The 19651-nt window shown below is 43.8% G+C and carries 19 protein-coding genes; 5 read left to right on the forward strand and 14 right to left on the reverse strand.

Translation table 11 applies throughout. The annotated features are described in order from the left end of the window. Positions 1 to 531: 531 nt before the first annotated feature. Entirely contained in the window at positions 532 to 1326 is a 795-nt protein-coding gene (locus LZG73_RS12875; protein WP_233849953.1) for a class I SAM-dependent methyltransferase, read from the reverse strand. 217 nt (positions 1327 to 1543) lie between these two features. Between LZG73_RS12875 and LZG73_RS12880 the strand changes: the two genes are divergently transcribed. After that, positions 1544 to 2686, forward strand: a complete 1143-nt coding sequence (locus LZG73_RS12880; RefSeq protein ID WP_233849955.1) for an acyltransferase family protein — start codon at positions 1544 to 1546, stop codon at positions 2684 to 2686. On the opposite strand, the gene LZG73_RS12885 is transcribed toward LZG73_RS12880, so the two are convergent. From LZG73_RS12885 to LZG73_RS12900, 4 genes are all read right to left on the reverse strand, one after another. Beyond that, on the reverse strand, positions 2683 to 3759 hold the full coding sequence (locus tag LZG73_RS12885) for a winged helix DNA-binding domain-containing protein (RefSeq protein WP_233849957.1): 1077 nt from the start codon (positions 3757 to 3759) through the stop codon (positions 2683 to 2685). The genes LZG73_RS12880 and LZG73_RS12885 overlap by 4 nt on opposite strands. Positions 3760 to 3786: 27 nt before the next feature. Beyond that, positions 3787 to 4461 carry a 2-C-methyl-D-erythritol 4-phosphate cytidylyltransferase gene (locus tag LZG73_RS12890; protein ID WP_233851008.1) on the reverse strand — a complete coding sequence of 225 codons (675 nt, stop codon included), beginning with the start codon at positions 4459 to 4461 and terminating at the stop codon, positions 3787 to 3789. 83 nt (positions 4462 to 4544) lie between these two features. After that, positions 4545 to 5594: a tRNA preQ1(34) S-adenosylmethionine ribosyltransferase-isomerase QueA gene (gene queA / locus LZG73_RS12895; protein ID WP_233849959.1), complete on the reverse strand. Its 1050-nt coding sequence runs from the start codon at positions 5592 to 5594 to the stop codon at positions 4545 to 4547. Between the two features lie 194 nt (positions 5595 to 5788). Continuing rightward, positions 5789 to 7294 carry an acetyl/propionyl/methylcrotonyl-CoA carboxylase subunit alpha gene (locus LZG73_RS12900; protein WP_233849961.1) on the reverse strand — a complete coding sequence of 502 codons (1506 nt, stop codon included), beginning with the start codon at positions 7292 to 7294 and terminating at the stop codon, positions 5789 to 5791. Between the two features lie 338 nt (positions 7295 to 7632). On the opposite strand from LZG73_RS12900, the gene LZG73_RS12905 reads away from it, so the two are divergent. The 3 genes from LZG73_RS12905 to LZG73_RS12915 all read left to right on the forward strand — a co-directional run bounded on the left by LZG73_RS12905 (position 7633) and on the right by LZG73_RS12915 (position 10722). Beyond that, on the forward strand, positions 7633 to 8706 hold the full coding sequence (locus LZG73_RS12905; protein ID WP_233849963.1) for a hypothetical protein: 1074 nt from the start codon (positions 7633 to 7635) through the stop codon (positions 8704 to 8706). Between the two features lie 309 nt (positions 8707 to 9015). Next, the gene (locus LZG73_RS12910; protein ID WP_233849965.1) at positions 9016 to 10287 is read left to right on the forward strand and encodes a pyridoxal phosphate-dependent aminotransferase family protein; all 1272 of its coding nucleotides are present in this window, start codon (positions 9016 to 9018) and stop codon (positions 10285 to 10287) included. A 255-nt stretch (positions 10288 to 10542) separates the two neighbouring features. Beyond that, on the forward strand, positions 10543 to 10722 hold the full coding sequence (locus tag LZG73_RS12915) for a histone H1 (protein ID WP_233849967.1): 180 nt from the start codon (positions 10543 to 10545) through the stop codon (positions 10720 to 10722). Positions 10723 to 10780: 58 nt separating this feature from the next. Here the strand turns inward: LZG73_RS12915 and LZG73_RS12920 are convergent, their stop codons facing one another. From LZG73_RS12920 to LZG73_RS12930, 3 genes are all read right to left on the reverse strand, one after another. Further along, positions 10781 to 11194, reverse strand: a complete 414-nt coding sequence (locus tag LZG73_RS12920) for a MaoC family dehydratase (RefSeq protein ID WP_233849969.1) — start codon at positions 11192 to 11194, stop codon at positions 10781 to 10783. 137 nt (positions 11195 to 11331) lie between these two features. Then, positions 11332 to 11709: a ribosome hibernation-promoting factor, HPF/YfiA family gene (gene hpf, locus LZG73_RS12925; protein ID WP_233849971.1), complete on the reverse strand. Its 378-nt coding sequence runs from the start codon at positions 11707 to 11709 to the stop codon at positions 11332 to 11334. A gap of 229 nt (positions 11710 to 11938) precedes the next feature. Beyond that, positions 11939 to 12241 (reverse strand): DUF4286 family protein, encoded by a 303-nt coding sequence (locus tag LZG73_RS12930; protein ID WP_233849980.1) that lies wholly within the window; start codon positions 12239 to 12241, stop codon positions 11939 to 11941. A gap of 107 nt (positions 12242 to 12348) precedes the next feature. Here LZG73_RS12930 and LZG73_RS12935 point away from each other — a divergent pair, with 107 nt between their 5' ends. Beyond that, positions 12349 to 12768, forward strand: coding sequence for a cytochrome B (locus LZG73_RS12935; protein WP_233849983.1), 420 nt, complete (start codon positions 12349 to 12351; stop codon positions 12766 to 12768). 53 nt (positions 12769 to 12821) lie between these two features. Here the strand turns inward: LZG73_RS12935 and cysM are convergent, their stop codons facing one another. The 6 genes from cysM to LZG73_RS12965 form a co-directional block, all read right to left on the reverse strand. Further along, positions 12822 to 13694 (reverse strand): cysteine synthase CysM, encoded by an 873-nt coding sequence (cysM, locus tag LZG73_RS12940; RefSeq protein WP_233849985.1) that lies wholly within the window; start codon positions 13692 to 13694, stop codon positions 12822 to 12824. 6 nt (positions 13695 to 13700) lie between these two features. Continuing rightward, positions 13701 to 14909 carry a S9 family peptidase gene (locus tag LZG73_RS12945; protein ID WP_233849987.1) on the reverse strand — a complete coding sequence of 403 codons (1209 nt, stop codon included), beginning with the start codon at positions 14907 to 14909 and terminating at the stop codon, positions 13701 to 13703. A gap of 77 nt (positions 14910 to 14986) precedes the next feature. Then, a complete protein-coding gene (locus LZG73_RS12950) occupies positions 14987 to 15724 on the reverse strand; it encodes an alpha/beta fold hydrolase (protein ID WP_233849989.1) in 738 nt (245 codons plus the stop codon). Positions 15725 to 15839: 115 nt separating this feature from the next. Beyond that, entirely contained in the window at positions 15840 to 17546 is a 1707-nt protein-coding gene (locus tag LZG73_RS12955) for an AMP-binding protein (RefSeq protein WP_233849991.1), read from the reverse strand. Positions 17547 to 17688: 142 nt separating this feature from the next. Next, complete coding sequence (locus tag LZG73_RS12960; RefSeq protein ID WP_233849993.1) at positions 17689 to 18198, reverse strand: GNAT family N-acetyltransferase; 510 nt, start codon at positions 18196 to 18198, stop codon at positions 17689 to 17691. A 31-nt stretch (positions 18199 to 18229) separates the two neighbouring features. Then, positions 18230 to 19621: a hypothetical protein gene (locus LZG73_RS12965; RefSeq protein WP_233849995.1), complete on the reverse strand. Its 1392-nt coding sequence runs from the start codon at positions 19619 to 19621 to the stop codon at positions 18230 to 18232. Between the last annotated feature and the right edge of the window lie 30 nt (positions 19622 to 19651).

A 19651-nucleotide genomic window follows, 5' to 3' on the forward strand; every position in this document is an offset into this window, starting at 1 on the left:
CAAAGACCATCTCAAAAGGATGGTCTTTTTTTGTGCCCTAGGCCTGGGCGGTGCCACGTTCGCTTCACCTCTTCCCAGGCTGGGCCGCACAGGCTAAGCGCCCCGTCCCGGAATAGAGAAGTTGAGCCCGGCTGCCTACGCAGGGCTGGCTAGGCCGGGGGCGCCCAGGTTGTTCGTAACCCCGGTCAGAACCGCCGATGATACTGCGCCGCACAGGCTTGGATCAAACCGGTAAAGTAGGTAGTCGCCACAATACTATTACAAAGCCTTACAGAAATGTTAGGCTTTTTTTGTGTTAAAATGACTCATGCTCACTTCCTAACGTCCGACACAGAGAAGTTAAGCGGGAATGTTTGAATCGGGGGGCGCCTAGTGCGCGACTTTCAGGCAATTGGCGATAAATAATTTGCTAAATCAAGCCATGTAAAGCAGTTTAGGTAGAATATCGACTTAAAACATTTATTTGAACAGGTTTTTAAATGTTAAGTCTTTTATAGTATACGTGATCACTCTACGCCTAACAACGAAGCATCACAATTGCAGCATTAGAATGCTTGTCCCGCCGATGTGTTTTAGATTTTTGAGTCTCAAGTCGTTGCTGTATAGTTCATTCATTGCCGCTCTTACGCCTTCCCAATTTGTATAATCATGCCAGATTATCAGTCCATTGGGGCGCATGATGCTTAAAATTTTCTCTGTGTCGTTGATGACGTAATCGTAGGCATGTGAACCGTCTATGAATGCAAGATCAATTGAATTTTTGTACTCATCAAAAGAAAATGTTGCAGAATCTCCAAAGACTTGCTTGATCTTATATGACATTGCGTGACCCATAAAGCGCTCGCCTGAGACCTCTTTGTCAACATACCTTACTTCTCCATCTTCTATTTCCATAAGCGTTGCCTTCAACTCCGATGCGGGAAGGTCCAGCGTGATTATTTCCGCATTCGCTTCGCAGTTGAGCGCCATATTGAGTGTTGTTCTTCCCTCAAAAGTGCCTATTTCAAAAATTCTCTGCGGATTAGCCTTCCTCACGAGATTGCTGATTACTTTCAATTCAAATTCTGTTGTATGCCCAAACCCACATTCATACACGCCTTCATACTCAGCATTATCGTTGCCAAACAACTCAAACACATCGGTCTTTGGAATAATGTAGGGATCGATTGGCGTGTGGTCGCTTGAATGATTATTCTTGTAATAAACATGATAAAGAGAAAGTAGCGAAGTTCGTCGGTCCGCATTGAGCATTCCCACTGTAAGTGTGTGGCTGATTCGTCGTAACACGCCAGCGTACAACCGAAAGTTGTTCATCAAGTTTTTCATATAGGGGATCTTTGAGTTTACGATGTTTCAAAATTCCATTAGTGAGTTCACAAAATCGGTCGCGTTGGTATCAGCAACATATTAAAGTTTCTTCGAATTATTTAATATTTACTAAGTATTATTAAAGTAATTATCCCGGCATGTCTACTGTCAGTCAGTTGATTATAGGTAAAAGAGGGATTAGTTTTACTTCTTCGTCTAATTGTCAATTGTAATTATGGAAACTGCCCGGGTTAACGTCACTACGGACGAGAAGAAGATTAACACCATCCATAGACTTGCGTCTATGGATGCGCTTCGTGGATTTGATATGCTGATGATTTCTGGTGGGGGAGCATTTATTTATCTACTTGGAGGCAAGACCGACATATCAGCTGTTGATGCTCTTTCAGCGCAATTCGTGCATCCTGAATGGCATGGTTTCACTTTCTTCGATTTTATATTTCCACTTTTCCTGTTTTTAGCAGGCACATCGCTGTCATTTAGTTTAACCGGAGGGCTGGTAAAAGGCATCTCACAATCTGAGCTGATCAGTAAGACATTCAAGCGAATGTTAATTTTGCTTGCTTTGGGCATTCTTGACAAGAATGCGCCAATAGATTTATTTGATCCAGCTCACATACGTTACGGAAGTGTGTTAGGAAGAATTGGCCTCGCCACTTTCATCGGAGCTATTCTTTACTTAAATATCTCTTTTACCAATAGAATTTGGATCGCGATCTCGGTGTTAATACTTTACTATTTAGCATTGATCCTAATTCCAGTGCCAGGTTACGGAGCGGGTGACTTCTCATTCGAAGGCAATTTGGTTGGGTGGATAGACCGAAATTTTATGCCGGGCAAATTAAAGCAGGGCACTTATGATGAGCTTGCGCTATTGACTCAATTTCCGGCTATTTGCCTGACACTATTCGGCACAATTGCTGGTGATATTTTGCTAAAAAACTGGCTGCCACGAAAGAAAGTCAACTGGTTGCTAATTTATGGTTTGATCAGCATTATCGCCGGACTGACTTGGAATCTTGCTTTTCCGATTAACAAACATCTCTGGTCCAGCTCATTTATCATGCTGACCTCCGGAATGTCTTTCATTATGCTCGCAATTTTTTATTGGATCATTGATGTGAAAGGATTAAAAAGCTGGGCTTTCCCTTTTCGGGTGATTGGCATGAACTCTCTCGTTATATATCTTGCCGTCCGTTTTATCGATTTCAACGCATCTTCTCGACTGCTCTTCGAAGGCTTTTACAAATACGCTCCGCAACCATGGCATGAAGTCTTCAATGCGCTCGGCGGTTTTATAATCGTTTGGTTGTTCCTTTATTTTTTATATCGAAACAAAATTTTTGTGAAGGTCTAATTTGATAACGTTGCGATTTTATCTAAGTAATGCCCGTAGTCTTTCGCCCTGGAAATGATCGCCTTCATCTTAGCATTGGTTATTTTCCCGAATGGAAAGATTTCAATCGAAATTTGATCCCTCTTTAAAGCCTTTTTCCAAAGTCCCTCTACTTTGCCGTTCACAACGATAGTTGGCATGAACATGCCATTATTGCCTGGGACGATTTTAGAAGCGTGCTGTGTGTCTAGAATCAATGTCCTGTCCGTGTAACCAAGCATATATTCGTCAAAGCCAGGCAGTAAGTAAGCCGATTCAAGCTCGCCCAATGGAGGGTGGTCAGGGTTAAGCCAAAAGATTTTGTCATTTAATTCAATCTTTTCGAGAAGGTCGGAAGCAGAATTCAAACCCAGGCGCGCATCTGAAATCCTGAGACCCGACCACCAGACAAAATCATTGAGCGTGGCAGGCCCGTGGCTCCTAAAATAACGCAATGCCAACTCACTCAAAGCCGCTTCCCCTTCAAGATTTTTAGAGCTGGGAATCCATTCATCCAGCAAAACATAGGTTGGTTGTTTGTCATTGTGAATGCCGTGACTTATGACTTGCTTCTGCGCGAGATGGTTTATAATGTGAATGCCGCGTTGTTCACCTGCTGAAATTCCATTTGCTTCCAACAATGCATAGACTTCGCTGCGCATCATTTGCTTGCCGCCTTCCAGAGCTCGGGTGATCACATCCCGACTTTTATTCAGCGCGTTTTCATCTAGTTCAAGTTGACGCCTGCGGCCTGCCGTTCCTGAAATGATCCTCGGCGTTAGCAGTTTTAATAACCATCGCACATCGTCCGCGGCAACGAAATGCAATGTGCCACGCATCGGCCAGGTTCTAACAATTGCTTTTTTGGCGATCGCGTCATCAATGTCGGTTTCTTTCTTTCCGGGCATTCTGAGCCCAATCGACCATTTCGCACCCGCATAATCCTGAGCTTGCATTGCACACATCCAGGATACGACCTGTTCAGGCGTTTCCGAGGGGTGATGCGAAATCTGCTGATTATAGAGTCGAAGCCGAAGTAACTCATCAATGGTCATGATTCGAGGCGACGGTTTAATGATTTTTTAACTAAATTCTTTCAAATAAATTTCTGCCCATCGCAGATCTTCCGGGGTCGTAATTTTAATGTTTTCATAAGCACCCGGAATAAGCTGGATTGGGAAACCAGCTGACTCGACTACACTGGCGCAATCTGTAAACGACGGATCATAATCTTTGTCAAATGCCTGCTGCATCCAGTCCAGGCGGAATGTTTGCGGAGTTTGTATCAGGTGAAATGTTGACCGGTCAACTGCCTTATTCCCCCCAGCTGCCACGCTTCTTATCGAATCTTTAAGCGGGACGCTAACCACGGCGCTGCCACTTTCGGCAGCTGTTTGGAAACTTGCCGCAATAATTTCTTGACTAATCACAGGCCTAACGCCATCATGAACGGCAACCAGACCAGCATTGGATTTTATGCTTTTTAACCCATTTTTTACTGAGTCAAAGCGTGTTTTTCCACCTGAAACCAATGCAAACATTTGCTGAAAAGCATATTTTTCGCAAAGTGCTATCCAATAATCAAATTGCTCCTGCGGGAGCACTAAGATGATTTTCAGGTCGGTGGAATATCTACGGAATGCAGAGATTGTGTGCATTAAAATGGGAAGTCCGTTAACCGGTAAAAATTGTTTCGGCACATCGCTGTTCATGCGCGTGCCCGAGCCTCCGGCAACTATAATGGCGTATTCTTGCATAAAGGTCATAAAAAAATGGTCATTCATGCATCAGGACATCGAATCCTTGAACATAAATGACCATTCAATCTGATGAATAAATCTTATATTATTAGCATTGCATCGCCATAAGTGAAGAATTTATATTTCTCCTTAATGGCAAGTTCATAAGCTTTCATAACCAAATCAAATCCGCCAAAAGCGCATGCTGACATCAGCAATATCGACTCTGGAAGTTGGAAGTTGGATAACAGCGCAGTTGCAATTTTGAAATCGTAAGGTGGGAAAACAAATCTGTCTGTCCATCCTTCAACGGCTTTAAGATGTCCGCTTGCTGAAACCGAAGATTCCACCGCTTTCAAAGAAGTTGTCCCAACCGCGCAAATGCGTTTTTTATTATTTATTGCAGCATTAACAATGTCAGCACTGCTTTGCGTGATCCGGTAATTTTCCGAATCCGTTTTATGTTTTGTCAAATCTTCCACATCAACCGTCCGGAATGTTCCGAGGCCGACGTGCAATGTTACAGGAGCGAAATTAACGCCTTTGATTTCAAGACGCTTCATTATTGCCTTCGTAAAGTGCATTCCTGCAGTCGGTGCCGCCACGGCTCCTACATGTTCTGCAAAAATCGTTTGAAAACGCTCTCTGTCTGATGTTTCAACTTTACGGCGTGAAATGATTTCGGGAGGAAGCGGCGTTTCGCCCAGTTCATCCACCAATTTCATGAAAGCGTCATTATCGCCGTCATAGAGAAACCGAATTGTACGTCCACGTGAAGTCGTGTTGTCGATCACCTCGGCAACCAGGTCGCTATCGCCGAAATAAAGCTTGTTTCCAACGCGAATTTTACGCGCAGGGTCCACCAAGACGTCCCAAAGACGCATTTCTCGATTTAATTCGCGCAAAAGGAAAACTTCAATTTTTGCACCGGTTTTTTCCTTTTGGCCAAACAAACGGGCCGGGAAAACTTTTGTATCGTTAATTGCCATTACATCACCGTCATCAAAATAATTGATAAGGTCAGCAAAGGTTTTATGTTCTATTTCTCCTGTTTTACGGTGAACAACCATTAAGCGGGATTCGCCGCGGTCTGAAGGATGAAGTGCAATTAAACTTTGGGGAAGATCAAACTTAAATTCGGATAGCTTCATAGCTGAATATTCTTGTAAATTTCTTTAGTCGTGTGACAAAAAGGTAATCGGTGTATTGCTTAAGAAAGAAATGATGTGGTCTGGATTACTTGCATAGCTTTTCCAAAATAGGTAATTTTTATGCAACCAACATTCCAAAAAATTAAGACCGCAAAAGTAGTCAATTTCCAGGAAAAATACAAGTGAGCCAGCGGTTAAAGATTATGGGTCCGGCGCAATTTCCACTTCGTTGCGTTATCCGATTCCGCCATTGTTTGGGATTCGTGATTTGATGTGGTTTCAAGCTGAATTTGAGCTGATATTAATGCTGCTAATGTGGCTGCATCTTTGTTTAAATCTGAATGCAGCATTTCTGGTTTAAAGTAAGTTGTGACAAAATTCGTGTCAAACGCGCCTGAGATGAATGCTGCATGATTCATTACAAAACGGCAAAAAGGGAGCGTTGTCTGCACACCTGAAATTTTGTATTCGTCAATGGCGCGCACCATTTTTTGGATCGCTTCGGCGCGGTCGGATCCATATGTAATTAACTTCGCGATCATTGGATCGTAATAAATTGGAATCTCCATTCCCAGTTCAAAACCATCGTCAACGCGCACGCCGTTTCCATCCGGCTTTACATAAGTGTTGAGCGTTCCCACATCCGGCAAGAAATTATTGGAAGCATCTTCTGCATAAACACGCACTTCGATTGCATGTCCGTGGATATATAAATCTTCTTGTTTCAATGTAAGCGGCTTTCCCTCAGCAATGTAGATCATTTGTTTTACCAAATCCACGCCAGTAATTTGCTCCGTAACAGGATGTTCGACCTGCAAGCGCGTATTCATTTCAAGGAAGTAAAAGTTGCTTTGCTCATCCAAGATAAACTCCACAGTTCCGGCACCATAATATCCGCAGGATCTTGCCACATCAATGGCGCAACGGCCCATTTCGGCCCTGATTTCATTTGTAATGGAGATGGACGGCGCTTCTTCCACCACTTTTTGATGGCGTCGCTGAATGGAACATTCACGCTCAAAAAGGTGAATGATGTTTCCATGCTGATCCCCCAGGATTTGTATTTCAATGTGCTTTGGCGATGTAATGTATTTTTCAATGAAAACAGAGCCGTCTCCAAACGAAGCCACGGCCTCGCTAACCGCCCGATCCATTTGTTCGTCAAACACTTCCTCGCTCTCCACGACACGCATTCCCTTCCCGCCACCACCTGCAGATGCTTTAATTAAAATGGGATAGCCAATGGCCCGCGCAGTTGTTTTGGCTTCTTCGCGGTCTGTAATGGCTGATTCTGTGCCCGGAACCATTGGGATTTGATAATGGCTCGCGGCTTGTTTTGCCGCTAATTTGCTTCCCATAATTTCGATAGCCTCGGGAGAAGGGCCAATGAAAATGATCCCTGCTTCCTGCACTTTTTTTGCAAAGCCAGCATTTTCCGACAAAAATCCATAACCGGGATGCACTGCGTCCACGTCAAGATCGAGACAAACCTGAATGATTTTTTCACTATTCAAATAAGAAGCCGAAGAAGGTGCCGGGCCAATGCAAACCGCCTCATCCGCGTAACGAACATGCGGCGACTTCCTGTCCGCCTCACTGAAAACTGCAACAGTCGCAATGTTCATTTCCCGTGCCGTCCGCATAATTCGCAAAGCGATTTCGCCACGATTGGCAACAAGGATTTTCTTTATTAATGACATGGGCATGGAGAGGATTAGTGAAACCTAGCGAGATAAAATAAGAAAAGCATTCTTTAACGCGCGTTACTCATGAAAAGTTAAGCATCTTTTTGCCGGGGAATAATTGATGCCAGCCGTTAAATTTTTAGGGCATTCACCGGTGAAAATGTTTATTGCATGTATCGTAATTTGGCTCAAAGCAGCTAGAAAGCACTTTCAATTGTTCCAAAATTACACATCACTATATGGTTGAGATGGCGTTCCGTTATTTCGCTAACTCGCTTGAGACTAAGAAAGGATCCGTTTTGGTCTCACTCGGTTTGTTCACTATTGTCCTAATGACGACCTACCCCATTTACGTGGAAAGTATCGTCTCGCCTGAAAAATATTCTTTTTTCTTTAATAAAATCAAGGCCCCGCTCCAAATCTCTGCCAGCCCACAACACACACATGCAGCAAAAGGAGCATTCAGGCTTACTATTCCGCTGATTGCCAGAGGACTTGACCTCGGCATAAACAAGGATGCCAGGAGGATTGTAATTATGTTTGTGATTCAATCTTTCCTTTTGTTGCCATTCTTTTATTTGTTGATAAACATTCTGAAAAGATATTTAAACAACATACAGACACTACTGTTCGTCTTAGGATTTGCTTTTGTTTATGTAAGCAAAGCTTTTATTTGGGATGCCGATTTTTGGTTTGATGGCTTTGCGTATTTTTTCTTGCTGCTGGGTATGTATTTCCGAAACCGTTCAGGAATTTTCCTCTCGCTAACTTGCGCGTCCTGGACAGATGAACGCGCATTTATCGCATTATCTTCTGTTTACCTTTTTCACCTACTTCACGAAAATAACTTTGATCTAGAGCGTCTAAGTCAAATTTTCAATATGCATTTTTTTCGAAAACTTTCTTTTATGCCCATTTTGGCAGGTTGCTGTTATTTGCTTTTGAGATTGTTTTTGGCAAAAAAATATTCGTTGCAAACGCCATACGGGGGAGGCGCAGGAGTCAGTATAGACATGATCCCGGACCAATTATCAAGCGGCCTGGCTGGAATATTTCTCGCTTTTGAAGGTTTATGGCTACTTTTCTTGATCGTTATCATTCATGCTTGTAATCATAAGAAATTCCTGATTCTTGTCTTACTTGCATTGATAGTTATGGTTCATATCGCCGTGGCTTATAGCGTTTTTGACTTTACGCGGAGCCTAACTTACGCGTTTCCGGTTTTAATCATAGCGGTGACTTACATTGCCAAAAACATCTCTCAAACAACAAACCAGATTTTCTTACTGACCACCTTACTTTGCCTTAGCATTCCTACGCAATACTTTATAAGTGTCCCCTATCAAATTCCCTGGCTAGTTCTGTCGTGGCACAAATTTGGTTCCGTAGTGCACTCCATCATTAGCGCACCGTATGTCAGCTTTTAATTTTTTAAGAGAAGTTCCTTTCGGCAAACCATTACAGCGCTTTCCCAATTAACTAGATGTTGCCAATTATTGTGAGCAACTGATTGCAAACAGACCGTTCTTATCCAAATCCTGTCCTTAAAACAGGATTTTTTGTTTGGTGGGAGAATACCCAAAATATAACGTTACTTGCAGGCGGATTTTTGTTATTTTACTAAATTACAGTTAACGACAAAAATATGATCGTATTAAAGTAACCGCAAAATTTTTTAATTTTGCATTTATCTAACATTTTTGTATTAATTGATTACCCACATTAAATAATAGCGAGTGGATATTTTCGAGAAATTGCGGAACAACTCAGGCCCCATCGGGACACCTGCCAAAATGCTGAATAGTCACCACTATTTTTCTTTTCCTATGCTGGAAGGGGAGTTGGGTCCGCGCATGAGATTTATGGGTCGTGAGGTGTTGAATTGGAGCCTTAATAATTATTTGGGGTTAGCCAATCATCCGGAAATTAGACAAGCTGATACAGAAGCAACTGCGAAATGGGGCTTAGCCTATCCAATGGGAGCCAGAATGATGTCGGGCAACTCCTCGCTTCATGAGACTTTTGAAAAGGAACTTGCTGAATTTGTTGGCAAAAAAGACGCTTTCCTGCTGAACTACGGATATCAAGGCGTAATGTCTGCCATTGAATGTCTCTGCGATCACCGCGATGTGATCGTTTATGATGCCGAATCACATGCTTGCTTGATCGATGGAATTCGCTTGCACAAAGCCAAATTGGGCGAGTATTACAAGTTCAACCATAACGACATGGCGAGCCTTGAAAAAAACCTGATTCGTGCCACCAAGCTGGCGAATGAAAAAGGCGGTGGCGTGCTTGTGATTACAGAAGGCGTTTTCGGCATGTCTGGTAAAATCGGTGATTTGAAAGCCATCGTTGAATTGAAGAAGAAATATGACTTCCGTTTGCTTGTTGACGATGCGCACGGCTTCGGAACAATGGGCGAAACAGGCGCGGGTGTTGGTGAGTTGCTAGGCGTTCAGAAAGAAGTTGACTTGTATTTCTCGACTTTTGCGAAATCAATGGCAGCAATTGGTGGATTCATTGCTTCCGACGATCCCGAGATCATCATGTTCCTGAAATATAACATGCGCTCGCAAACCTATGCGAAGGCGCTTCCGATGCCATATGTTGAAGGTTGCCGCAAGCGCCTCGAAATGGTTAAGACCATGCCCGAATTGCGTACAAAACTTTGGGAGAATGTCAAAGCAATGCAGGACGGCTTACGCGGAAGAGGGTTTAACATTGGTGAAACAGAATCACCCGTTACGCCTGTGTTCCTGCACAGCGAAGGAGGTGTTCCCGAGGTGACCAGAATGGTGCGCGACCTGCGTGAAAACATGGGTGTGTTTTGCTCGATCGTGGTGTATCCTGTTGTGCCGAAAGGACAAATCATGCTGCGCATTATTCCAACTGCCGCGCATACATTGGAAGACGTAGAATATACGCTGAACGCATTTACTACATTGGCTGACAAACTTAAAAACCGGGTTTATCAGATTGAGGACGTTCAGGAAGTTGTAGAATAGAAAATCTGCATTTTCTGCTTACAGAGGGCTTTTTTCAAAAAAGCCCTCTTTTTTTTGATTTTATATTGACGTTTTTCAGGCTGTTATATTATTGATTTACAGTGAGTTAGGTGTTTGCAATTAATTAATTGTATTTTAGAAGTGTTTTTTTTTGTTTTTTGGGTTGTGTAAATGCTTTTAATTACTAAATTTCGGTCATAACATGCGTTTTTAGCGTGTAGAAGGCATTTTTAAACTAAAAAACAAAACACAAACATGGCAAGATTTGATGAAGTTAAGGATCTGATCCTTTCACTGGAAGGCGATTTCGATAAGTTTTATGATAAAGGTAACCAAGCAGCTGGAACGCGCGTTCGTAAAGGTATGCAGGACCTTAAAACATTGGCACAGGACATCCGTGCTGAGGTTCAGAACAAGAAGAACACGACAGAATAGTCTGCGAAGAATTATAAGCGTAAAAAGCCCGGGCATTTCGAAATGTCCCGGGCTTTTTTTAGAACTTCTCTGTATTAATCATCGTCGCAACTCCTCTCGTCACAACCTTTTTAGTGTTCGCATCGACAATCTCCGTCGAAATCTCTGCAATGTGTTTATCTGCATTAATGGTTTTAATTGTAAACACAGCTTTGTAGTCCGTCTCCACAAACATTGGTCGCAGGAATTCAAGAGTTTGTTTCAGATAGATGGACCCGAATCCTGGAAATTGCGTTCCCAACACTTTGGTAAAAACCGTGGCACCCAACATGCCGTGAATGATTGGCTTCTTGAAAGAAGTTGTTGCCGCAAACTCGGCGTCGAGGTGAATGGGGTTGTTATCGCCTGTCAGGTCGGCAAAGCGTTGCACTTCTTCCTGTGTAAATTTAAATTGCTGCTCAAAACTACTGTCTACAACGGATTCAATGTTCATAGAATGCGGATTACTGTAAGAAATGCTCAAAATTCGCTCAATTATCCGATTGTTGCAAACTGCCTTTCTTAGTCTAGAAAAACAAAAAAGTCGCCCGTAACCGGACGACTTTCTTGCATTGAATGCTATATATGAGTTTATTCCTCAGTTTCCTCCGCTATAACCGTAACGCCATCTTCTAATGCAACACCCTCAATCACTTTCGGTGCCCTGGCATTGTTACGCTTGTCTTTGAATTTTTTAACCTGCATTTTTAAAGTATCAATCGCTAAGTCGGTCGCCTCTTCAAACGTCGTGCCCTGCTCTCTCACAAACATCGTCCCACCCGGAACATAAAGTTTAACTTCAAGAAGTTTGGTCTGTGTTTTGGCATTATCACTTTTATCCAATTTCAAAAACACCTCTCCACTGGTAATACGATCATAAAACGTGTCGAGTTTATCTAATTTTTGTTGAATGAAGCTCAACAACTTAGGATCGGCGTCGAAATGAATCGCTTGCATTTGCAGTCTCATAAGCACTTTGTTTTAAGGTAAAACATATTTAAAAACCGTTTTCACAACACATCCGTCGAGGAAAAGACTTTCAGTTTCGATCATCGCAATCCTAACTCCATTACGCGTTCCCAAGACGATTGTTGATCTTAACGATATATTAAATAAAAGGAAATAATGAGTTAATGTCAAGTAAACCCTGCTGTTTTTAAATTTATTTATTTCCCCTTAAAACAAGCAAAATACACCATTATGCCTCCTGCAAAAGTGTCCTGAAAGACACATATTGCCCGTTAAAAAGCTGATGGTGACGCTCCTGTATGTCTGCTTGAAAATGCGTTTGATAGGCCAGAAAATCTTCCATTGTGCGGAAAGAAAACTGACAAGTGTAAGTGGAGCCTTCGTTTTCTATTTCTGTCAGTAAGCGCAAAAGTTTGCATTCGATAGGCAGGGTCGTCGACAGGATTTCGGGAATCTGGACTGTCTTCATGTAATGCAGCCACTCTTTTTCCGCTGTATGACTGATGTTGACGGTGATGTTGAATATGATCATGATTTTTTGCTGTTCATGTTATGATTTGTTGTGCAAATATCAAGCATTATGCCCGATTGCGGGTTACATTTGCATGCTTTTACTTGTTAACCATAAACTGATTTGATATGAATGCGCTTATACGTGCCCACTCAGGCCTCCGTTATGTAGTGTTAGGGCTGTTGATTGCGGCAATATTTGTTGCTTATTCCAATTGGCAAAAGCGCTCGGAGGGCGACAGCAAAGTGTATTTATTTGCATTCATTGCAACCCACACGCAATTGCTGATCGGTTTGATCCTTTATTTCGTGAGCGCGAAAGTCGATTTTGATTTGGTAAGTGAGAAAGTGTTCCGGTTTTACACAATTGAGCACATTTTCATGATGCTTATCGCGATTGTGCTGATCACATTGGGACGGATCAGATCCAAGAAACTTACGGGTGCAGACAAGCACAAAACAGTGCTTTACTTCTATGCAATGGGGCTGATTATCATTCTGGCTGCCATTCCATGGCCTTTCAGAAATCTAGGAGCAGGCTGGTTTTAAGTCATATTTTCCAAGTCCGGACGTCTTGCCCGGACTCGGAAAATTCAATGTGATCACCCAAACAAGTCGCTTGAAAGATAACGGTCGCCGCGATCGCAAATAATGCAGACGATAACGCCTTGCTCCAATTCCTTCGCAAGCTCAATCGCCGCCCAGGTTGCCCCGCCGCTGCTCATTCCTGCAAAAATCGCCTCTTCCCGCGCAAGTTTCCGCGTCAACAGCACGGCATTGTCCTGCGTCACTTCGATGACCCGATCAACCCGTTCTTTTTCAAATATCTTTGGTAAATAAGCCACTGGCCATTTCCGGATGCCGGGAATGCTTGATCCGTCAGTTGGCTGGCAACCAACGATTTGAATGTCTGAATTTTGTTCTTTCAAATATCGCGAAACGCCCATAATGGTGCCGGTCGTTCCCATGGACGATACAAAATGCGTGATTTTCTGATCCGTGTCTTTATAAATTTCGGGGCCGGTCGTTCTATAATGCGCTTTCCAATTGTCCGGATTAGCAAACTGATTCAGCATAAAATAGCCTTCGCCTGCCGCCTTTTCTTCCGCAATGTCTCTCGCGCTTTCCATTGTTTCTGACAAAATCACCTTTGCACCATAAGCTTCCATGGTCAACACACGCTCCTTGGTTGAATTTTGAGGCATAATGATCTCAATGTCAAGGTCAAACAAGCGTGCAATCATGGCCAATGCAATGCCTGTGTTTCCACTCGTGGCCTCAATCAGCTTTTTCCCCGGCGTTATTTCGCCGCGGTCTAGCGCGCCTTTGATCATGCTGAATGCTGCGCGGTCTTTTACACTGCCGCCTGGATTATTGCCTTCGAGCTTGCCAAAGATCTTAACATTGGGATTCGGACTCAGTTTTTTTAATTCAACAAGCGGTGTGTTACCAACCAGATCAAGAAGTGAGGACATTTACTGCTATTTTGTATCGATAAAAAATTGACGGGTGCCTAATAAAAAGACGGACAATGAGCTTGAATGATCGCCTCCCGGAACTGTTATCAACTGCACATTTGCGCCCAAAGCCTTCATGGTCGTGTAAGCCTTTTCTGAATTAAAATAAAAAACCAGCTTGTCCGCATCGCCGTGATACAATTGCGTGGGCACTTTTGGTTTCCAGTTGTAGACGTCATTATCAGCAATGGCGGCAACAAAACCTTCGTCTTTTCCATCATTCAGATCTTTCTTGAAACTGTCATTCAGAATGGAATCAAAGCTTTGGTTTATAGGCGTGCTGATGCCCACGTCGGCAATGCTTTTTGCAAAAGGCTCTTTGAAATAATAAGATGCCGGACGGTTCAACTTGTAAATGCGGTCATACGTAAGCAAAACCCACAAATACAATGCATTGTAGGAAGCAACGCCGTGTGTTTTTGTATTGATTACATATTTCATGAAAGCCGTTTTGTCATACGCGCCAGCGCCACAGCTCGATGCCCTCAGGTTGAATTCCGATGAAGCTTCTTCCTCAATCATTTTTTGGAGAGACATTGTCGCATAACCGCCTTCACTGTAACCGGCAACATATAATTTTTCGTCCCATTTTACCGCAGTTTGGCCTTTTAAGAACTCTTTCGCCGCACGCAACATATCCAATGACGCCGATGCCAGACTGGCCCGGTGTTCATAAGGATGGGGGAGATCCTTGGAAGCGCCATATCCAATGTAATCAGGATAAGCAATAATGTAACCCATCGATCCGAACAATGCTCCGAATGAAGCGGCTTCGGCGCCGTCTTTAAAATTGGAAGGCGCAGACGAGTCGTCCCGGATCGTGCCATGCTGCACACTGATCATGGAAACCGCGTCTGTTGTAGCAGGAAGAATCAATGCGCCGGAAGCTGTGATTTCAGCTCCGTCAGTGTTTTTGGTTTTGTATGTGATTTTATAAACCTTGATGCCATTTTTTACATAACCGATAAGCAGTGGGCTTAGGGCGCCGGCTTTCTCGGCAACCTGCTCTTTAGTGAGTTCGGTGATGACATTGCTTTCTTCAAGATATTGATTCTCTTGCGGCGGGTCTACCGGATTTGGCTGGTCATCCTTGCAGGAATACAACAGCAGCAAACTCCAGACAAATAGGATCGTGTATCTTTTCTGAAATACTGCGAGCGTAAATTTTTGCATAATTTTTATTGGAAAAGGTCATCGTTCGAGTTTAGATAACGAACGATGACCTTTTTTCGATCACAAAAGCTTTGATTTTATGATTTAATTTTTCCCATATACCAGGCAATCATCCGCGCCGTGGCATCGGGCCGTTCAACCATTCCCATATGACCGGCCTCTGCGAGAATAAAAGGATAGCTCTGTTTCGGAAATTCAGACAAACTAATGAGGCTTTCGAAGGGAATGAGCTTGTCCATCATGCCAATGATAAATAACACGGGGAAAGTCATGCGCATGAACACCGCTGTTCGGTCGGGGCGATTGCGCATCGCGATGATTCCTGCAATAAGCGCCTCAGCGGGAAGCTTGCCATAGCGCACAATGTGTTCCTTGATTCGATCAGGATATAGCTCTTTGAATCGCTCCCCAAAAAGATTTCCAGCCGTATTTTTCAGAAATGCCTCGGTTCCATGGTTTTTTAGCAGTTCAATGGTCTGGTTACGCTGATGTTTTTTGGCTTCATCATCGGCATAGGCTGTGGAATGGAACAATCCGAAGCCTTCCAGCATGTCCATGTATTTATCTGCGAAAGCGAGTGCAATGTATCCGCCCATGGAATGCCCGATCAGGGTGCATTTCGTAATGTTGGCGTTGGTAAGAAAGCGGTGCAGCTCATCAGCATAGTCTTCGACAGACCGGCAAAATGTGAATAAGGAAATGTTGGGCCTTACTATTGTAAAATCCTCATTCAGCGCGGCATCAAGGTTGTCCCAAATCGTATCATCTATGCCATGCCCGTGCAGCAATACCAAAGTTTTACGGTGTAGATTCATATAGATTTGCGTTCAAGGTTGAGAACTTGTTTGGCTAAATATACATAAACCTTACGCTAAGCGCGCTTTTTTCGGCAATTGATTCAGTCGAAATGCCTTTGATCAGCGGTTATATTTAGGCCACTGCTTCCTCACGCAATGCCCGGCGGAGGATTTTTCCAACATTCGTTTTAGGCAATTCACTCCTGAATTCTATTTGTCGCGGACATTTGTAACCGGTCAGGTTTTCTTTGCAAAAAGCTTTTACGATTTCCTCAGTAAGCGCCGGATCTTTCTTTACAACATATATTTTTACCAATTCGCCCGACTTTTCATCCGGAATGCCGACGCACGCAACTTCCAGCACACCGGGACATTGTGCCACGACGTCTTCAACTTCATTGGGATATACATTGAATCCCGAGACGAGGATCATATCCTTTTTGCGGTCTACGATCTTGAAAAAACCGTCTGTATCTTCATAACCGATATCGCCTGTTTTGAACCATCTGCCGCTTTCGTCTTCAAAAATCACTTTCACCGTTTCGTCTGGGCGATTGTAATAACCGAGCATAATTTGTGGCCCTTTCGCACAGATTTCACCTTTCTCTCCCACCGATGCCCAGGTTTCATCATCACGCAGAATGCGCATTTCGGTGCTTGGGAATGGCAGGCCAATGGTGCCTTGCTTATGGCGCTCGTCCAATGGATTAACTGACAGCACGGGAGAGGTTTCGGACAATCCGTAACCTTCAACGAGCGGGCAGTTTGTGACTTTTTCCCAACGTTCGGCAACAACTTTTTGCAGAGCCATTCCGCCGGCAATGGTTATTTTGAGATCTGTAAAATCAACGGAAGCGAAATCAGGATTATTTAATAGGCCGTTAAACAGCGTGTTAAGCCCTGGAAATATGTTAAATCTATATTTTTTAATTTCCTTGATAAAAGCCGGAAGGTCCTTCGGGTTGGTGATCATCACATTAAGCGCTCCCCATTTTATGCCGCATAAGCCATTGATTGTAAGCGCAAAAACGTGATAAAGTGGCAAAGCTGCAATCAGAGTAAGCTGCCCTCTCGGAGGCGAAGTTCTTAATTTGGACATCAGCCATTCGTTAATGCCTTCAACATTGGCAATCAGGTTCCGGTGCGTCAACATTGCCCCTTTTGAAACGCCGGTGGTCCCTCCCGTGTATTGAACAAACGCAATGTCAATTCCTGAAATGTTAGGCCTCTTATATTCCCGACCCGCACCGATGGACAATGCTTTGGAAAATGAAACGGCTCCCGAGACTTGATATTTCGGGACCATCTTTTTCACATGCTTCACCACAGCATTAACGATCAGCTTTTTTGGAAAACCAAGCAGATCACCAATTTCCGTTATGATCACATGCTGAATGTTTGTATTTGAAATGATCCTTTCAAGATTCGCGGCGAAGTTTGCCAGGATTACAATGGCTTTTGCACCGGAATCCTTAAACTGATGCTGCATTTCCCTCGGCGTGTACAATGGATTGGTGTTCACAATCACCAATCCCGCCCGCAATGCACCCATCATTGCCACCGGATATTGCAGCACATTGGGCATCTGAATCGCTATTTTATCGCCCTGACTTAGTCCCAAACCTTGCAGATAAGCCGCAAAATTCCGCGATAATTCGTCAAGATGACCAAAAGTGAGCGCCTTGTCCATGTTCGTGTAAGCAGGCTTGGCAGCGTTCTCACGAAAGCTCGTCTCCATCATTTCGATGAGCGAGGAATAGGCGTCTGGATTTATTTCATAAGGAATGCCTTCGGGATAATTTTTCAACCATGGATATGTATCCTTTGATATCGCAATCATAGTATGGAAGAGTCAAGGGTGTAAAACGGGTGCTTTTTCAGTAAATCAAGATAATCATTAACGCTGCAAAGCTATTGTTTGAGTGCAATTATTTCTCAAAAAATAATAGTCTTTTAATGACAACGCAAAATTGCGCTGCGAATTATTTACGAGACACTTCCCAGCGCCAGAGCAGCCCGTCATCCGGATCGCTGACGTCTTCTGTTTGCTTAAAACCAATGCTTTCAAGAATGCGCACGGAGGCGTTTTCTTCTGCCAATGTATGCGCAGTAACTTTTTTCACAGCGCTATGAGCGAATGCATGATCGACCAGTCCCTTCGCTGCTTCCGCGCCGAGCCCTCTTTTTCTGTAAGCCGGAATAATTTCATAGCCGATCTCGACAACGCCATTTGCATCCGGCTCACCTTTGTAGCCGCAAGAGCCGATCAAAATGTTATCAGGGACATATATAATCAAATAAACCCACCAGTCTCTCAACGGAGGGTGGGCTTTCCAGCGATGGTAGGATGGCGTGAAAGTATCCCGGAAATCGGTCCACTTCTTTGGCACATTAACACCCATTACGCGGGCTAATGTATTGTTGCCCATGCGAATGGCATCAAAAAGCGTGTCGTCGCAAGGCACAATTCTTAATCGGGGGGTTATGATCATGGTATGAATTTAGCCCCCCAATTTAAGAACATTATGAGTTGTTTTCGTCAAATCGGTCAGTTATCGCTTTGCGGATGGCCTGGTGCGGGCGCATTCCAGAGCTCTTTGTCCGGGGCACGGCCCTGTCAGCAGATGCATTGGATTTCGCTCGCAAAGCAAGATTTGAAACGGATAAATGGCTGTTTCTCCAAGTGTCATATTCTTCTTCGCCCATCACATCGCGGCTCACTTGACCGTGCGCATAACCGTCGCCATAGGAATGGACCCGCGTGTCGGTAAGTGCTTTTCTGCGATCGGCTTCCAGGCTTTCGATCTCAGCTTTGATCTTGGCTTCTTCCTGTTTCAATTCCTCCAACGCGGGCATTAATGCAAGGTCATTTTCAAGAATGCTTTTTTGCGTCAAATGAGCGGTTAATGCTTGTTGCAGAGGCTCCATTTCTTTCAAAATGCGCTTTCTTCTGCGTCTTAACCGCCAAAGTTTCGGGTCAATCTGTAACCAGCGATACCAAAATCCCTGCAAAACCGGCAGCGCCATGCCCAACGAAACCGCACCTGCGATTGCGAAAAGCACGCCGCTAAGCACAAAAGAAAGCAACGCCCAAGGACTGTTCACCAGATCCAGATTCAATTGATCCGAGTTCCGAAGTGCTTCTTCAATTTTGTTCGTCAGTTCAGGACTGTTGATGGGGGCGCCCGTTAACGGATCAACCGCATTCAGTTGCAGATTTTTAACCGATTTGTTAATCGCTTCCTTCAACTTGTCTGTCCGGTAAGCTTCGTAACGGAACCAGCCGAGCACGACCAATGTAACAATCGCGAAGATGGACAGTGTGAGTTTGAAACCCGCATAACGCGATCTGGCTTTGGGCGTTTCGTTCTTATGGTAAGGCTCCTCAACCAAGCGGTCATAGGCCGGTTTTAGCAAAATAGATAACATGGCCAAGCCAATTGCAAATGCCCAGGCTTCATTCGAATTGCGAATGTTGAGCGCATAAGCCACAATTTCGTGTGAAATGATGAGGTCGCCTGCAATGAAAGAAATCCCGGCAGCCAAAAATATCAGCCCCGCAATCAATGAATAAGACGGCGCTTTGCTGCTCCGTTTTTCGCGGAGTTCCTCCGTTGTTGAATCAATGTCTGCAACAGAAGCTTCAATGTCCTGCATGCGCTTCGCGGCATTATTCAGACCCATCACTTCGGTTTGCAGCTTATCATAAGCGGTTTTATGCTCCTTAATCGTTTGCTGCTGCTTGTTTCTCACCGAAAAAAGCTCTTCCTTTTTCGTGTTTAGTCTTTCCATAACCCAGTCATGGTTCACATTACTGGATAAATATGCTTCATACACCTGGCGGTCGATGCCTTCAATTCCGCTGGAATAACCATGCTGAAAATCGCCGCCCTGATTTGGATTTTGCTCGTTCATGACGATTTATTTTTGTTTGATCAAAAATGA

Source organism: Dyadobacter sp. CY326, from assembly GCF_021390515.1.
Classification (GTDB): Bacteria; Bacteroidota; Bacteroidia; order Cytophagales; family Spirosomataceae; genus Dyadobacter.

Coding starts and splice junctions, on each gene's coding strand:
- queA (WP_233849959.1), bottom strand. CDS start 5,594: ATGAAGCTATCCGAATTTAAGTTTGATCTTCCCCAAAGTTTAATTGCA.
- LZG73_RS12920 (WP_233849969.1), bottom strand. CDS start 11,194: ATGAACATTGAATCCGTTGTAGACAGTAGTTTTGAGCAGCAATTTAAA.
- LZG73_RS12890 (WP_233851008.1), bottom strand. CDS start 4,461: ATGCAAGAATACGCCATTATAGTTGCCGGAGGCTCGGGCACGCGCATG.
- LZG73_RS12885 (WP_233849957.1), bottom strand. CDS start 3,759: ATGACCATTGATGAGTTACTTCGGCTTCGACTCTATAATCAGCAGATT.
- LZG73_RS12875 (WP_233849953.1), bottom strand. CDS start 1,326: ATGAAAAACTTGATGAACAACTTTCGGTTGTACGCTGGCGTGTTACGA.
- LZG73_RS12880 (WP_233849955.1), top strand. CDS start 1,544: ATGGAAACTGCCCGGGTTAACGTCACTACGGACGAGAAGAAGATTAAC.
- LZG73_RS12965 (WP_233849995.1), bottom strand. CDS start 19,621: ATGAACGAGCAAAATCCAAATCAGGGCGGCGATTTTCAGCATGGTTAT.
- hpf (WP_233849971.1), bottom strand. CDS start 11,709: ATGAGACTGCAAATGCAAGCGATTCATTTCGACGCCGATCCTAAGTTG.
- LZG73_RS12960 (WP_233849993.1), bottom strand. CDS start 18,198: ATGATCATAACCCCCCGATTAAGAATTGTGCCTTGCGACGACACGCTT.
- LZG73_RS12935 (WP_233849983.1), top strand. CDS start 12,349: ATGAATGCGCTTATACGTGCCCACTCAGGCCTCCGTTATGTAGTGTTA.
- LZG73_RS12950 (WP_233849989.1), bottom strand. CDS start 15,724: ATGAATCTACACCGTAAAACTTTGGTATTGCTGCACGGGCATGGCATA.
- LZG73_RS12915 (WP_233849967.1), top strand. CDS start 10,543: ATGGCAAGATTTGATGAAGTTAAGGATCTGATCCTTTCACTGGAAGGC.
- LZG73_RS12930 (WP_233849980.1), bottom strand. CDS start 12,241: ATGATCATATTCAACATCACCGTCAACATCAGTCATACAGCGGAAAAA.
- cysM (WP_233849985.1), bottom strand. CDS start 13,694: ATGTCCTCACTTCTTGATCTGGTTGGTAACACACCGCTTGTTGAATTA.
- LZG73_RS12945 (WP_233849987.1), bottom strand. CDS start 14,909: ATGCAAAAATTTACGCTCGCAGTATTTCAGAAAAGATACACGATCCTA.
- LZG73_RS12900 (WP_233849961.1), bottom strand. CDS start 7,294: ATGTCATTAATAAAGAAAATCCTTGTTGCCAATCGTGGCGAAATCGCT.
- LZG73_RS12955 (WP_233849991.1), bottom strand. CDS start 17,546: ATGATTGCGATATCAAAGGATACATATCCATGGTTGAAAAATTATCCC.